This window comes from Amycolatopsis aidingensis (assembly GCF_018885265.1).
Lineage (GTDB): Bacteria > Actinomycetota > Actinomycetes > Mycobacteriales > Pseudonocardiaceae > Amycolatopsis > Amycolatopsis aidingensis.
On the sequence record NZ_CP076538.1, the window covers coordinates 5,237,403 to 5,252,397 of the forward strand.

The window sequence follows — 14,995 nt, forward strand, 5'->3', positions numbered from 1 at the left end:
GATGACAGCCGAATCCACGGCCGCGCGGGAGGCATTGCTGGCCCGCTTGCTCGCCAGGGACGGGTTCCGGCTCTCCGGCCAGAGCACGGTGCCGCGCCGCGCGCCAGGAGCCGAGGTACCCCTGTCCTCCGCCCAGCACCGGTTGTGGTTCCTGGACGAGCTGGCGCGCGGCGGCACCGATATGGCGGCGTACCTGATGCCAGCGGCCTACCGGCTCACCGGGCCGGTGGACGTGGCCGCGCTGACCGGTGCGCTGGATGCCGTGGTGCGCAGGCACGAGGCGTTGCGGGCGGCGATCAGGGCCGACGACTCGGGCCGGCCGGTACACGTGATCACCGAACCGGCCGATGCCACCCCGGTGCGGCTGGCGCAGTACGACCTCTCCGGACTGTCCACCAAGGACGCGGAAGACCGGACGCGGGAACTGGCGGCTGAGGAGACCGGGCGGCCGATGCGGCTGGACCGGCCCCCGCTACTGCGGGCAGCGCTGATCCGCCGCGGCGAAACCGAGCACGTGCTGGTGCTGTGCGCGCACCACATCGTGTGCGATGACCTCTCCCTCGGCATCCTCACCCACGACCTGCTGACCGCATATCAGAACATTGTGGACGGTCAGGACGCGCAGGAGGCGGAACCCGAGGTTCGGTTCGGCGACTACCTGGTGTGGCGGAACCGGCGCGGGGGCGGCGACCTGGAGTACTGGGCACGGCACCTGGCCGGGGCGCCGCTGCTGCTGGAGCTGCCTACCGAGCGCGGACGCCCGCAGGTCCGCCGGTTCCGTGGGGACAGCGTCACCGTGCCCATCCCGGCCGAGCTGTCCACGGCCGTGCACGAGCTGGCCCGGCGTACCGAGGCCACCCCGTTCATGGTGCTGCTGGCCGCGTTCTCGGTACTGCTCGGCCGCTACAGCGACGGAACCGACGTCGTGGTCGGATCCCCGGTCGCCAACCGCAGCCTGCCCGAGCTGAACGACATCGTCGGCATGTTCGTCAACACGCTCGCGCTGCGGATGGACCTTTCCGGTGAGCCGACCCTGGCGGAGGTGCTGGACCGGGCGCGGCAGGTGGCGGTGTCCGGGCTCAGCCACGCGGACGTACCGCTGGAGGAGGTGATCGAGCGGGTCAACCCGGTCCGCGATCTCGGCTACAACCCGCTGTTCCAGGTGATGCTGGTGGTGAACCCGGCCCCGCCCGGACGGGAGGAACGCGGGCTGCGGGTGCGGCCTGCCGGGCTCGGCGCCACCCCGGCGCGGTTCGACCTGACCCTGGTGGTCACCGACGCGCCGGAGGGCCTGCGCGGGCACCTGGACTTCGACGCGGACCTGTTCGACCCGGCCACCGTGTCCGGGATGGCTGCCGGTCTGGTGCGGGTGCTGCGCGCCATGGTGGACGAGCCCGGCAGGCCCGCCCGCACCGTGGATCTGGTCGGGCAGGCCGAGCTGGAACGGGTGGCCGCGGGCCCGCCTGCCCCGACGCCGGTGCCGGTGACCGAGCTGATCACCGCCCGCGCCGCGCGGTCGCCGGAGGCCACCGCGGTGATCGGACCGGATGAGGAGATCAGCTACGCCGAGCTGCTGCGCCGGGCGCGCGAGGTGGCCAGGCGGCTGCCAGCCGCAGGCGCCGGGCCGGACGTCCCGATCGGCCTGTGCGCCCCGGCCGGGGTGGACGCGATCGCCGGGCTGCTTGGCATCCTGCTGTCCGGAAGTGCCTACGTCCCGCTCGATCCAGGGCACCCGGTGTCCCGGCTGTCCTTCCTGCTCGCCGACACCGGCGCACCGGCCGTGGTCACGACCTCCGCGCACCGGGGGTTGTTCGCGGACTTCCCCGGCACCGTCGTCGTACCGGACGAAGCGGCCGGGCAGGGCGGGCCGATGCCACCGCTGCCCGCGATCCGGCCGGAGCAGCTCGCGTACGTGATCCACACCTCCGGGTCCACCGGCGAGCCGAAGGGCGTCATGGTGCGGCACGGTGCACTGGCGAACCTGGCCACGGCGTTCCGGGACGCGCACGGGATCGGCGAGGGGACCCGGCTGCTGATGGTCCCGCCGCTGAGCTTCGATGCCTCGGCAGGCGACATCTTCCCCGCGCTGATCAGTGGCGCCGCCCTGATGCCGGTCGCCGAGCCTTCCGCACTGAGCGCGCGGGTGCTGCGCGAGCTGTGCGCCCGGCACCGGATCACCGCCGTGGACACGGCCGCCGCGATCTGGCGGCAGTGGGTGAGCGACCTCGCCGGGGAAGGGCGGATCGACCAGGGGCCGCTGGAACTGCTGATGGTCGGCGGTGAGCAGGTGCCGAGGGACACGCTGCGGACCTGGGCCGGGCTCACCGGTGGCGCCGTGCCGCTGTACAACCACTACGGCCCCACCGAGGCCACGGTGTGCGCGCTGACCTACCGGACGGTGGACGGCGCGGAGCTCGGCGAAACGAATGTCCCCTGTGGACGGCCACTGCCCGGGGTACGGGCCTACGTGCTCGACCGCGCCCTGCGGCCGGTGCCCACCGGTGTGCCGGGCGAGCTCTACCTCGGCGGATCCGGCCTGGCCAGGGGTTATCTCCACGATGCGGCCCGTACCGCGGCCGCGTTCCCCGCCGATCCGTTCTCGCCGGTGGCAGGCGCCAGGATGTACCGCACCGGCGACCTGGCCAGGGTGCGGGCCGACGGCAACCTGGAGTTCCTCGGCCGCGCCGATCGCCAGGTGAAGATCCGCGGCAACCGGATCGAGCCCGGCGAGGTGGAGGCCGCCCTCAAGCGTCATCCCCAGGTGCGGGAGGCCGCGGTGGTCGCGCACGGGGAACCGGCGCGACTGGTCGCCTACCTGGTCGCGGACGGGGCGGTGGAGCCCGCGCGGCTACGCGCCGACCTGACCGCGACCCTGCCGGACCACCTGGTGCCCAGCGGGTTCGTCCCGGTCGGCGCCCTGCCGCTGACCCCGAACGGCAAGGTGGACCACGCCGCGCTGCCTGCGCCCGGCCAGGAGGCGCTGGCCCGGCCCGCGTACGTGCCGCCGGACGGCGGCACCGAGCGGGCGCTGGCGGACATCTGGGCCCGCACCCTCGGTGTGCCCGACATCGGCACCGGGGACAACTTCTTCGACCTCGGGGGCCATTCCCTGCAAGCCGCCGGGGTGCTGGCCGAGGTGCAGTCGGACCTGGGGGTACGGCTGCCGGTGCGTGCCCTGTTCGAGGCGCCCGACCTGGCCGCCTTCGCCGCCGCCGTGCGCGGGGCCCGGCCCGGCACGGCGCAACCCGCGCGCCGGGAACCGGGGACCGACCTGCACGGCGAGACCGTGCTACCAGACGACGTCTGCGCCGATCTGTCCACAACCGACCATTCCGGCACGGAAACCACCGCACCGGAGGAAATCCTGGTTACCGGCGCGACCGGCCTGATCGGTGCGCGGCTGGTGCTCCAGCTGCTGCGGGACACCACCGCCAGGGTCCACTGCCTCGTCCGCGCCCCCTCGGCGGATGCGGCCGCGGCCCGGCTGCACGAGGTGCTGGGCCGCTGTCCCGGCTGGGAACCCGGCTACACCGGCCGGATCGTGGCCCTGCCAGGCGACGTGTCCCGGCCACGGCTCGGCCTGCCCGCGGCGGACTACGACCGGCTGTGCACGGCGCTCGACACCGTGTACCACTCGGCCTCGCTGGTCAACGTGGTGCTGCCCTACCAACGGCTGCGGCCGGACAACGTGACCGGGACGGTCGAGGTGCTCCGGCTCGCCGGGCGCCGCAGGCGGAAGATCACCCACGTGATCTCCACCCTCGGGGTGTTCTTCGGCTCGGCCTACGCGGGTGCGGTGATCACCGAAGCCGACCAGCCTGCCCACCCGGAGGGGATGGGTTCCCCCTACGCGCAGAGCAAATGGGTCGCCGACGCCCTGGCCCGCGCCGCCCGCGAGCGAGGGCTGCCGGTCTCGGTGTACCGGCCGGCACGGGTCACCGGGGACAGCCGCACCGGGGAGAGCAAACCCGGGGACGTGCTGGCCCGCATGCTCGCCACCTTCGTCCGGCTCGGCTGCGCCCCCACCTCGGGCACCCCGTTCGACATGGCGCCCGCCGACTTCCTGGCCACCGCGATCGCCCGGCTCTCCCGAGCCCCGCGCGGCCGCGGTGGCGAGTTCCACTTCTACAACCCGCACACCACCACCGGGGAACAGCTCGGCGCGAGCCTGCGCGAGCTCGGGTTCCCGGTTTCCCCGGTACACCCCGAGGAATGGCACCGCCGCACCGGCGAGGCACTGGATGCCGGCGAGGAGCTGCCGATCGGGGTGTTCACCGGATACGACATGCCGGAGCGGCTGCCGGTCTTCGACTGCACGGCGACCGAAGCCGAGCTGGCCGCGGCCGGCCTCGCCTACCCCGCCGTGGACGCCGCGCTGCTGCGCACCTACCTGCGGCATCTGATCGACCGCGGGGTGCTGCCCCGCCCGACGGAGAGGTGAGGCGGATGCGCCCGTTCGCGCTCGTCTGGGGCGGCCAGCTGGTCTCGGTGGTGGGTTCCGCGCTGACCGGCTTCGTGCTCGCCGTCTGGGTCTACCAGGTGACCGGATCGGTGACCCAGCTGGCGCTGGTCACCGCCGCCAACACCGTGCCGGGGATCCTGCTCGCCCCGGTGGCAGGCGTGGTGGCCGACCGCTGGGACCGCAAGAAAATCATGATCATCGCCGACTTCGCGGCCGCGGTGCCCACGGCGGTGGTCGCGGTGCTGTACTGGGCGGACCAGTTGCAGGTGTGGCAGCTGTACCTGACCACGTCGTGCACCGCGGCCGCGGGCGTCTTCCACAGCTCGGCCTACTTCACCCTGGTGCCGAAGCTGGTGCCCAAGCGGCATCTCGGCCGGATCAACGGCCTGTTCCAGGTCAACTTCGCGATGGCGGCCGCGGCACCGGTGCTCGGCGGCATCCTGCTGTCCACACTGGACGTCGACGGGGTGCTGCTGCTCGACCTCGGCACCTTCGTCCTCGCGGCCACCGCGCTGCTGGTGACCCGCCTGCCCGAGGGCGCGACGAAGGCCACCGAGGGCAAGGCAGGGCCACGGTCGATGCTCGGCGATCTCGGCTACGCCTTCCGCTACCTGGCCGGGCGGCCAGGACTGCTGTGGCTGATCGGCTTCTCGGCCCTGTTCGACCTGCTGTTCGCCTTCGCCGAGGTGCTCATCCGCCCGCTGATCCTCGCCTTCGGCTCGCCCGCGACCCTCGGGCTGCTGATGTTCGTCGGCGGCGCGGGGTTGTTCGCGGGCACCCTGGTGATGACGGCATGGGGCGGTCCGCGCCGCAAGGTGCACGGCAGCCTGCTGTTCACCGGGATCGGCGGGCTGGCGCTGGCCCTGCACAGCCTGGCCCCCTCCGCCCTGCTGATCGCCATCGTCGCGCCGGTGTTCCTGTTCACCCTGCCGATCGTGAACGGCTGCGTGATGACCGTCTTCCAGACCAAAGTGGACTCCGACGCGCTCGGCAGGGTCACCGGGCTGGCGCGGGTGCTGTGGCAGGCGGCCACCCCGCTGGGCGCGCTGATCGCGGGCCCGCTCGCCGACCTGGTGTTCGAACCCGCCATGCGGGCGGGCGGAACACTGGCAGGCAGCGTCGGCTCACTGCTCGGCACCGGACCCGGCCGCGGGATCGCGCTGCTGTACGCGGTGATCGGGCTGCTGCTGGTGCTGCTCGCCATCGCCGGTTCCCGGCTGCGGCGGCTGCGCCTGCTGGAGGACGAGCTGCCGGACGCCGTCACCGACGACGAGCCGACCGAACCCGCACCCGCACGCTAGGAGCACCATGCCGTTCTCGCTCGGCCCCGAGGAAACCAGGGCCTACATGTCTACATTGGATGCCCCGGCGGCACAGCTGGACCTGCTGGCGGCGGTGGCCTTCCGCGCGGTGGGCGCGGCGGCCCGGCTGGGCGTGTTCACCGAGCTCGGCGAACGGGAGCGTACCGCGGGCGAACTCGCCGCCGGGATCGGCGCGGACGAGCACGCCCTGCGGCTGCTGCTGGAGGTCCTGGTGAGCTCGGGCTACCTTACCCGCACCGACGGGCGGTACGCCTGCGCGCCCAGCACCAGGAAATGGCTGCGCGAGGGGGTCGCGGGCAGCTTCCTGCCCACCGTGTCACTGTGGCAGCACCTGCTGTTCGAGCTCTGGGACGACCTGGAGGACACCGTGCGCGCGGGACGTCCCGCCGCCGACTTCTACGGCTGGCTGGAGGACCACCCGGGCCCGGCGGCGCAGTTCCAGCGGATGCTGGGCACGCTGGCCTCCTGGCTGTCCGGGGAAGTGACCGAGCTGGTCCCTGTTCCGGAGCGGGGTGGCAGGCTGCTCGACGTCGGTGGTGGGCACGCCAGGTACAGCATCGCCTTCTGCGAGCGGCACCCGGGGCTGCGGGCGCGCGTACTCGACCTGCCTGCCGCGCTGGCCGCAGGCAAGGAAGCGGTCGAGGCGGCCGGGCTCGGCGAGCGAGTCTGCCTGCACGCACACGACATCCTCGCCGATGACCTCGGCTCCGGCTACGATGTCGCGCTGCTGTTCAACATCGTGCACGGCAACCGGCCCGAGCAGAACGCCGCGCTGCTGGCCGCGGTCCACCGGGCGCTGCGCCCCGGCGGGGTGGTCGCCGTGCTGGAACAGCTCACCGACGCCGGATCCAGCACCGATCCCGACGCGGTCGCGGATGAGGCGATGATCCGGGCGTTCAGCCTGAACCTGTTCCACACCCAGGGCGGCCGGATCCACGACCGCGCGGGCATCGACGCCATGCTCACCGGAGCCGGGTTCCGGCAGCCGGAGTGGAGCACCCTGCGCAAGCTGCCCACCGACCACCTCGCGGTGGCCAGGAAACCCGCGGGGGACGCGCCGTGACCGCGGCGCAGGGGCAGGCCTTCCCCGCGTCCTACGCCCAGCAGGGGATGTGGCTGTCCAGCAGCCTCGTCCCGGACACCCCGCTGTACCTGCTGGGCGTGGACTACCGGCTGCCCTACCGGGTGACCGCCGAGCAGCTCACCGCGGCCCTCGCGGAGATCGTGCGCAGGCACGAGACCCTGCGTACCGCGCTGTGCCTGCGGGAAGGCACCTTGGTGCAGGTGGTGTACCCGCCCGCGTCCCCGGAACTGCCGGTGGAGGACCGCACCGAGCTGCCGCCACCGGAACGCGCACGGGAGGTGCGCAGGCTGCTGGCGGCCGAGGCCGGTACCCCGCTGGAGCTGGACCGGCCCCCGCTGTGGCGGGCTCGGCTGGTGCGCTGCGCCGCCACCGAATGGCACCTGATCTTCGTCGCGCATCACGCGGTACTGGACGCGACCTCGATCTTCAACCTGCGCCGCGAGCTGCACGAGCTGTGCCGCGCGGCCGCGGAGGGAACCCGGCCGCTCCTTCCGGACCTGCCGATCCAGTACGCGGATTTCAGTGCCTGGCAACGGGATCAGGTCACCGGCCCGGCGGCGGAGGGGCAGCTGCGGTTCTGGCGTACCCGGCTGGCAGGCCTGCCGGAGACACACTCCCTGCCCACCGACCACCCGCGCCCGCCACGGGCCACCCACCGGGGCGCCCAGGTCCGGTTCAGCGTCCCTGCCGAGCTCGCCGCCGCGGTGCGAGCCTACGGGGGCCAGCACGGGGCAAGCCCGTTCATGGTGCTGCTCGCCGCGTTCCAGGCCGTGCTGGCCCGGCTGTCCGGAGAACCGGACACGGTGGTCGGCACCCCGGTCGCCGGGCGCGACCTGCCCGAGCTCGGGCCGCTGATCGGCATGTTCGTGAACACGCTGGTGCTGCGCACGGATCTTTCCGGCGACCCGAGCTTCGCGGAGATTGTCCGGCGGGCGCGGGAGACGGCGCTGTCGGCATGGGAACACCAGCGGACTCCGTTCGATCTGCTGGTGGAGTCCCTGGCACCGCGGCGCGATCCCGGTCGCCACCCACTGTTCCAGCTCGGGTTCAACTTCCTGCCCGACCGCGGCTACGCCGGGGGCGGAAACGAGGTGGCCTCGATGGGGATGGACGACGAGGACACCCCGGCCACCACCGCCCGCTTCGACCTGCACCTCGACCTGTTCGAGCAGGACGGCGGGCTGGTGGGCGTGCTGGAGTACGCCACCGACCTGTTCGAAGCCGCCTCCGTTCGGGCGATCGCGGGGCATTACACCCGGGTGCTGGCCGCCGGGGTAGCCGGGCCGGACACCCCGCTGTCCCGGCTGCCGATGCTTGGCGAGGCGCAGCAGCGGCGGCTGGTCGCGGCCGCCCGCCCCGAGGGTGCCGTCCCTGAGCAGCCGGTGTGGTCCCGGTTCGCGGCCGTGGCGCGGCAGCGTGCCGCCGAACCGGCCGTTTCCGGCGGCCACGGATCCGGGCTGAGCTACGCGGAACTCGCGGGCGCCGCCGCCGCGCTGGGCGAGCGGCTCGCCGCGGGCGGCACCGCGCCGGTGGCGCTGTTGCCCGGCGCCGGGGCCGCGCCGCTGGCCACCGGCGTGCTCGCCGCGCTGTACGCGGGCAGGCCGTTCCTGCTGCTCGCCGCGGACCTGCCCGCGGCGCGGCTGGGCTTCCTGGTGCGCAACACCGGGATCGGCACCCTGGTCGCCGCCGCGGGCCTGGCACTGCCACCGGTCGAGGTGCCGGTGCTCGCGGCGGACCAGCACGCGCCGCCATCCACCGGCGAACCGGTGCGGCGGCCGCCAGGGGCGGCGGCATGGCTGTGCGGCCTGCCCGCCCGCACCGGCCTGCCGAAGCAGGCCGTGCTGACCGGGCTCGGGCTGGCGGCAGGCGTGCGGGCGCTGGGCGACCTGCTGCGGCCGGAGCCGGGCGAACGCATCGGGCTGGCACCGGCGCAGCCCGATGCGCTGTTGGTCCCCATGCTGCTCGCCGGGCTGCTGGCCGGAGCCACGCTGCACCGGCTGGACCCGGACGACTCCGCGCGGGTAGACCAGCTGGCCGTCACGGAGTCCACTGTGGACCTCCTGGGTGGGCTCCGGCCGGAGCGGACCCTGCTGGTGGACGGCGGTCCTGAGCTACCGCTACCGGAGTGCCCACCCGACGTCCGGCTGGTGCGCCGGTTCGGCTTCGCCGAGTGCGCCGGTGCCGGGCCGCTGCTGACCGGGACGGAACCGGCGGTGCTCACGCCGGGACCGCTGGTGGGCGCCTGCGTGCTGGACGCCCGCGCGGAACCGGCCGCCGAGGGAGCCCTCGGCGAGCTGTGCCTCACCGGTCCCACGGTGGCCGCCGGCTACCTGGGCAGGCCGGGGCCGAGCGCGGAACGGTTCCTGCCCGACCCGTACGCGCAGCGGCCGGGGTCCCGGCTGCTGCGCACCGGCCTGCCTGCGCGCTCGCGGCCGGACGGCACCATCGAGATACGAACGACGAAGGCGGCACGATGACGGTTTCCCCACCGGCCGGGCAGCTCGCCGAGGAACTGTGCGCACAGCTGGCCGAAGCCGGCTTCGCACCGTTCTTCGGCACCCCCTGCGGCATCCTCGCCCCGCTGTACCGGCAGCTGGAACGCCAAGCGGAGATGCGCACCATCACCAGGGAGGACAATGCCGTCGGCGTCGCCGCGGGCACCGCGCTGGCCGGACGTTTCCCGGTGGTGCTCATGCAGAACTCGGGTCTCGGACAGTCGGTGAACGTGCTGGCCTCCCTGGTCGTGCCCTACCGCATCCCGCTGCTGCTGGTGGTGAGCCTGCGCGGAACCGGACCGGATCCGACGCCGGAGAACCAGCCGATGGGCGGGCTCACCGTACCCGTGCTGTCCGGATTGGACATTCCGGTGGAGACCGTGGGATCGCCGGAGGTGCCAGGGTTCCTGGACCGGGCCCGGCGGGACCGGCGCGCGGCGGCGTTACTCGTGCCACCGGCGGCCTTCGGGTGGCGGGCATGAACAAGACCACCGCGATCGGCGCCGTGCTGGCGGCCACCACGGACGAGCCGATCGTCTTCACCACCGGGTACGCCTGCCGGATCGCGCGGCACCTCGGCGACCGGCAGGGGAACTTCTACATGACCGGCTCGATGGGCCTGGCCTGCGCCATCGGCACCGGCGTCGCGCTGGAGACCGCGCGCACCACGGTGATCGTGGACGGGGATGGCAGCGTGCTGATGAACCCGGCCTGCCTGGTCACCGCGGGCGCGCTGGCCACCCTGCCGCTGGTGCACGTGCTGCTCGACGATGGCAGCTACGCCTCAACCGGTGGCCAGCAGGTGCCCTCCGCGCGGGCCGACCTGTGTGCCCTGGCCCTGGCTTCCGGCTACCGGATGGCCGCCGATACGGCGGGCGATGCCGAGTTCGCCGAACTGCTTCGCACCGAACTGGCCACCGGAAACGGGCCGGTGCTCCTGCGCTGCGTGCTGACCGAGCCCGATCCCCCGGTGCCGCCCCGCATCGACCTGCACCTCCCCGCCCACGCCCACCGCTTCACCACCCATTGCTCCACTGCCCCGTCGAGGATGCGGGATCAGTAGGCCAGGTCGAAGGGGAGGTGCAGGCGCAGGCCCTCGGCAGGGCCCCCTGCCGAGGTGGCGAGTCGTTCGACCTCGGCCCCGCTCAACGCCCTGCCGTAGAGGCGGACCTCGTCCAGCGAACCACGGAGCCGGTTCGCTCCGTCCAGCCGCTGCCCGAGATGGATCTGGAACGGCCGTCTGGGGCTGACCGAACCGCTCAGGCCGGAGGCCGAGGCGGCCAGCTCGCCGTCGAGGTAGAGCCGCAACACCCCACCCTCACGCTGCAACGCGAAATGGTGCCAGGAACGGTCGGCGTAGGCGCCCTGGGTGGACAGCGCCACCGGCCCAGCCGGACCGTACTCCGCCCACGCACGGATGCGGCCGTTGCCCGGCTCGGCCCGCAACCACAGCTGGGAACGCTCGGCGCCGAGGTTGTACGCCCACAGCAGGGCCTGTTCCGCGGTACTGGCCCCATAGTTGAACCACCCCGTCCAGGTGAAGTCCCCGCCGCTGGTGGCCAGCTTCTCCGCGAAGGGCAGCTGCACATAGTCGTCCGAGCCGTCCAGCGACGCCGCCCGGCCGAACCGGCCGGGAGCGAGGCCCGCGCCGCCGTGCAGCCAGGCGTCCAGCCCGTGCGGTGAGTCGTCCGGGGTCACCGGAAGGGCCGCGGTGTCCCCGTCCGGCAGCCCCAGATCGGCCTCGGTGAAGGTGGTGAACCACAGGTAACCGTGCGACCACTGCTGCGCCCGCTCGTAGGCGAGGCCCACGGTGCCGGGGCCGATGAGGGTCATATCGGTGTACGCCGACATCCCCTGGTAGATCACGGTGCCCCCGCTCGGCGAGACCCACTCGTCCCCGCCCTTGAAGGTGGACCTGATCGTCATCCGCTCCCTGGTGCGGTCGCCCTGCCTGCTCGCCGAGGCGAGCAGCACCCGGTTGTACCGGTCCCCCTTGTCCGTCGCCCGCAGCTCCAGGGTGGAGGCCTGCACCGTGGGCACGGTCAGCGACTTCTCCGCCCGGCCGGCGTGGAACGGCTCGGCCACCGTCGTGCCACCGTCGGTGAACACGGCCGAGGCCACCGTGGTGTCGTTGTCCGGGTTCTGGTCCCTGGCGAAGGCGACCAGGGAGGCGTCCGGCCGCTCGTACACCGACAGTTCCTGCACCTGTAGCCCCGGCGCGGCCGAATGATCGTAGGCCCCCAGTCGCCAGCTGAGCCCGCCGTCGTCGCTGTAGACCAGTGAACCGCCCTTGCTGCCGTCCGCGGCGCGGTGGGTGGTGCCCACCACGAGCCTGCCTGCGTGCTCTCCCCGGGTGAGCTGGATGCCGTGCGAGGGACCGGTGGCGTACTGGGTCCAGCCGTCCAGGCTCACATCGCCGGTGACCTCCCGAGGCTCGGTCCAAGTGCGGCCGTTGTCCTCGCTGTACTGCGCCCAGGCCGTCCGGTACCGGCGCGTGGTGAGCAGCGAGATCCGGCCGGTTTCCCGGTCCACCACGGGGGCGGGATTGTGCGCCGTTGCGTCCACGCCCGCGTGCACCACCTGCGGATCGCTCCAGTTGCGCCCGCCGTCGGAGGAGCGCACCACGATCACATCGTGCTTCCCGGTGTCCGAGCAGTCCGGCTTGCGGCCTTCGGCGAACATCAGCAGGGTGCCGTCGTTCGCGGTGACCAGTGCCGGGATGCGGTAGCAGTGATAGCCGTGGGTGCCGGGTTTCAGGATGGCCCTGCCGTCGAGATCGGCCACCGCCTCCTGAGTATCCACTGTAGACACGTCGGCGACGGCTCCGCCGCCGCCGACGCCCACGGCCAGCGCCACCGCCAGCACCGTCAGCGCTCTTCGTCTCCGCACAACAATTACCTTTCCCGCAAGAAAACAGAACGAGAAAATACTATTCCACCAGGAAACAATTCGCATATAATTGCGCGCCGGAACACCCTCCGTGCTGGCTCCACCACCCGAACCGCCTGATCACAGGCTCGCAACGGAATGCCCGCTACCTCTCCACGTGGGGGTGCCCGATCTCCGCTCGCCCGAACAAAGATGTCCGCCACTGCCAGTGACCCGGATCACAAGCGCGAGGAGGTCGGGTGGGAAACGGCGTGCGAGAGGGGAATCCCCGTGCTGAGCGTGCGTGACCTCCATGTCCGGTACGGCCGGTCGGTAACGGCCCTGCACGGCGTGGACCTGGATGTCCCGCCAAACGGTGTGCTCGCCGTGCTGGGCAGCAACGGGGCAGGCAAGTCCACCCTGCTGCGCGCGGTGTCCGGAACCCTGCGGATGCACCGCGGGGCGGTGGTCGGTGGCGAGATCCGGTACCGGGACAACCGCATCGACCGGCTGGACCCGGCCGCGATCGTGCATCTCGGCGTGGTCGGCGTGCCGGAGGGCAGGCAGGTCTTCGCCAGGATGACCGTGGCGGAGAACCTGCGGGCGGGCGGCATCGGCGCCGCCTCCGTGCAGCGCAGGGCCGCGGCCCGCGAGCGGGTGCACGAGCTGTTCCCGGTGCTCGCCGACCGGGCCCGGCAGCGTGCGGGCCTGCTGTCCGGCGGCGAGCAGCAGATGCTCGCCATCGGCAGGGCCCTCATGTCCGGCCCGGAACTGCTGCTGCTGGACGAGCCCTCGCTCGGGTTGGCGCCGAAGATGGTCGACCGGATCGGCGCGATCATCCGGGAGATCCACCAGCAGGGCACCGCCGTGGTGCTGGTGGAGCAGAACGCCGTGATGGCGCTGCGGGTGGCCGAGCACGCGGCGGTGCTCGAGGTCGGCAGGGTCGCGCTCAGCGGGCCCGCGGCGGAGCTGTCCCGGAGCGAGGACGTGCAGCGCCTCTACCTCGGCGGGCACGCCGAGTCACAGGCCGCGGCGCAGCAGGACGCCGCGCTGGCCGCCCGCGCGCGTTCCGGCTCCCGGCGCCTTTCGAGGTGGGCCGGATGAACACGATCCCCGAACTGCGGGTGCGCGAGGTGACGCTGCGCTTCGGCGGGCTGACCGCGCTGGCCGAGGTGTCCTTCACCGTGCGGCCCGGCTCTCTGCACGCGCTGATCGGCCCGAACGGCGCGGGGAAGTCCAGTTGCTTCAACGTGATCAGCGGGGTCTACCGGGCCAGCACGGGCCGGGTGGAACTTGGCGAGCAGGACATCACCCGGCGCAGGCCGCACACCCTCGCCGGCGCCGGGATCGGCCGGTCTTTCCAGAACACCGCCCTCTCGGCGCACTCCACCGTGCTGGACAACGTGCTGCTCGGCAGGCACACCCTCACCAGGGGCGGATTCCTCTCCTGCGGGCTGCGGCTGCCGTGGACCACCCGGCAGGAACGCAGGCACACCGCGCGGGCCGAGGAGATCTGCGACTTCCTCGGCCTCGCCGACCGGCTCCATCTTCCGGTCGCCGCACTGCCCTACGGCGCGGCCAAGCGAGTGGACCTCGCCCGCGCCCTCGCGGTGGAGCCGAGCCTGCTGCTGCTGGACGAGCCCGCCGCCGGAATGAACGCGCTGGAGACAGCGGAACTGGCGCACACCATCCAGGAGATCCGGGCGGAGCTCGGGATCTCGATCCTGCTGGTGGAACACGACATGGGCCTGGTGATGGGCATCGCGGACCGGATCACGGTGCTGGACTTCGGCAGGCTGATCGCCGACGGCGCCCCCGAACAAGTACAGGCGGATCCGGAAGTCATCCAGGCATACCTGGGAACCTCGGCCGAGGAGAGCGAGTGAACACCTTCCTGCAGCTGGTGGTGAACGGGCTCGGCAAGGGTGCGGTCTTCGCACTGCTCGCGCTGGGTTTCGTGATCATCTTCAAGGCCACCGAAGTGATCAACTTCGCGCACGGTTCGCTGGTGCTGTTCGGTGGCTACCTGGTGGTGGTCACCAAGGACGCGCTCGGCTGGGCGGGCGCGGCGCTGTGCGGGGTCCTCGCCGCCGGGCTGCTCGGGCTCGCGGTGGAACGGCTGCTGCTGTCGAGGGCCCGGCTCGCCGACGCCAACAGCCTCGCCCTGCTCACCATCGGGATCGACGTGATCATCACCGAGGAGATCGTGCGCAGGCTTGGCGTGAGCCTGCCGTTCATCGGCGAGGCATGGGACGCGCAACCGCTGCAGCTGGGCGGGATCACGCTGTTTCGCACCCACCTGGTCGCGCTGGTGGTCGCCACGATCCTGATCACCGGTTTCTACCTGGCCTTCCGGTTCTCCAACTGGGGCATCGCGATGCGGGCGCAGGCGGAGAACAAGGAGGCCGCCGCACTGATGGGCATCCGCAGCTCCCGGGTGACCGCGACCGCCTGGCTGGTGGCCGGCATGCTCGCCGGGGTCGCGGTGCTGTTCATCGCCACCCAGGACTTCTCCGGCGCCGGGCTGTCCAGGGGCACCCACTCGATCGCGCTGGCCGCGTTCCCCGCGGCAATTCTCGGCGGGCTGGACTCCACCGCGGGGGCGGTCGTGGGCGGGCTGGTGGTCGGCCTGGTGGAAGCCCTCTCCGCGCAGTACGTGTCCTTCGACTTCGCCAAGAGCGCGGTGTTCCTGGTGATGCTCGTGGTGCTGGTGCTGCGACCGTCCGGGTTGTTCGGAACGAGGGAGAGTACCCGTGTCTGAGCT

At 72.6% G+C, this 14,995-nt stretch carries 10 protein-coding genes; 9 read left to right on the plus strand and 1 reads right to left on the minus strand.

All coding sequences use genetic code 11. From position 1 onward, the window contains the following. Window position 1 precedes the first annotated feature (1 nt). Genes KOI47_RS23800 through KOI47_RS23825 form a run of 6 tightly spaced genes read left to right on the plus strand, consistent with a single transcriptional unit; the run spans window position 2 to window position 10,426 of the window. Window positions 2-4,441 carry a non-ribosomal peptide synthetase gene (locus tag KOI47_RS23800; RefSeq protein WP_216207580.1) on the plus strand — a complete coding sequence of 1,480 codons (4,440 nt, stop codon included), beginning with the start codon at window positions 2-4 and terminating at the stop codon, window positions 4,439-4,441. Window positions 4,442-4,446: 5 nt separating this feature from the next. After that, complete coding sequence (locus KOI47_RS23805; protein ID WP_216207583.1) at window positions 4,447-5,763, plus strand: MFS transporter; 1,317 nt, start codon at window positions 4,447-4,449, stop codon at window positions 5,761-5,763. Window positions 5,764-5,770: 7 nt separating this feature from the next. Next, window positions 5,771-6,847: a methyltransferase gene (locus KOI47_RS23810; RefSeq protein ID WP_216207587.1), complete on the plus strand. Its 1,077-nt coding sequence runs from the start codon at window positions 5,771-5,773 to the stop codon at window positions 6,845-6,847. Further along, entirely contained in the window at window positions 6,844-9,345 is a 2,502-nt protein-coding gene (locus KOI47_RS23815; protein ID WP_216207589.1) for a condensation domain-containing protein, read from the plus strand. The genes KOI47_RS23810 and KOI47_RS23815 overlap by 4 nt, the downstream gene beginning before the upstream one ends. After that, the gene (locus KOI47_RS23820; RefSeq protein WP_216207592.1) at window positions 9,342-9,845 is read left to right on the plus strand and encodes a thiamine pyrophosphate-binding protein; all 504 of its coding nucleotides are present in this window, start codon (window positions 9,342-9,344) and stop codon (window positions 9,843-9,845) included. The genes KOI47_RS23815 and KOI47_RS23820 overlap by 4 nt, the downstream gene beginning before the upstream one ends. Beyond that, complete coding sequence (locus KOI47_RS23825) at window positions 9,842-10,426, plus strand: thiamine pyrophosphate-dependent enzyme (RefSeq protein WP_216207595.1); 585 nt, start codon at window positions 9,842-9,844, stop codon at window positions 10,424-10,426. Before KOI47_RS23820 ends, KOI47_RS23825 begins: the two co-directional genes overlap by 4 nt. Here the strand turns inward: KOI47_RS23825 and KOI47_RS23830 are convergent. Continuing rightward, a complete protein-coding gene (locus KOI47_RS23830; RefSeq protein WP_232376200.1) occupies window positions 10,420-12,252 on the minus strand; it encodes a sialidase family protein in 1,833 nt (610 codons plus the stop codon). The genes KOI47_RS23825 and KOI47_RS23830 overlap by 7 nt on opposite strands. A 270-nt stretch (window positions 12,253-12,522) precedes the next feature. Here KOI47_RS23830 and KOI47_RS23835 point away from each other — a divergent pair, with 270 nt between their 5' ends. From KOI47_RS23835 to KOI47_RS23845, 3 genes are read left to right on the plus strand one after another with little or no spacing between them, the layout of a single operon-like run. After that, window positions 12,523-13,335: an ABC transporter ATP-binding protein gene (locus KOI47_RS23835; RefSeq protein ID WP_216207601.1), complete on the plus strand. Its 813-nt coding sequence runs from the start codon at window positions 12,523-12,525 to the stop codon at window positions 13,333-13,335. Next, entirely contained in the window at window positions 13,332-14,117 is a 786-nt protein-coding gene (locus KOI47_RS23840) for an ABC transporter ATP-binding protein (RefSeq protein ID WP_216207604.1), read from the plus strand. Before KOI47_RS23835 ends, KOI47_RS23840 begins: the two co-directional genes overlap by 4 nt. Further along, window positions 14,114-14,992 carry a branched-chain amino acid ABC transporter permease gene (locus KOI47_RS23845; RefSeq protein ID WP_216207607.1) on the plus strand — a complete coding sequence of 293 codons (879 nt, stop codon included), beginning with the start codon at window positions 14,114-14,116 and terminating at the stop codon, window positions 14,990-14,992. Before KOI47_RS23840 ends, KOI47_RS23845 begins: the two co-directional genes overlap by 4 nt. The last annotated feature ends 3 nt before the right edge of the window (window positions 14,993-14,995 follow it).

Excerpts from the sequence above, each read along its gene's own strand:
- KOI47_RS23820 (WP_216207592.1), top strand. The coding sequence starts at position 9,342 with ATGACGGTTTCCCCACCGGCCGGGCAGCTCGCCGAGGAACTGTGCGCA.
- KOI47_RS23800 (WP_216207580.1), top strand. The coding sequence starts at position 2 with ATGACAGCCGAATCCACGGCCGCGCGGGAGGCATTGCTGGCCCGCTTG.
- KOI47_RS23810 (WP_216207587.1), top strand. The coding sequence starts at position 5,771 with ATGCCGTTCTCGCTCGGCCCCGAGGAAACCAGGGCCTACATGTCTACA.
- KOI47_RS23805 (WP_216207583.1), top strand. The coding sequence starts at position 4,447 with ATGCGCCCGTTCGCGCTCGTCTGGGGCGGCCAGCTGGTCTCGGTGGTG.
- KOI47_RS23840 (WP_216207604.1), top strand. The coding sequence starts at position 13,332 with ATGAACACGATCCCCGAACTGCGGGTGCGCGAGGTGACGCTGCGCTTC.
- KOI47_RS23825 (WP_216207595.1), top strand. The coding sequence starts at position 9,842 with ATGAACAAGACCACCGCGATCGGCGCCGTGCTGGCGGCCACCACGGAC.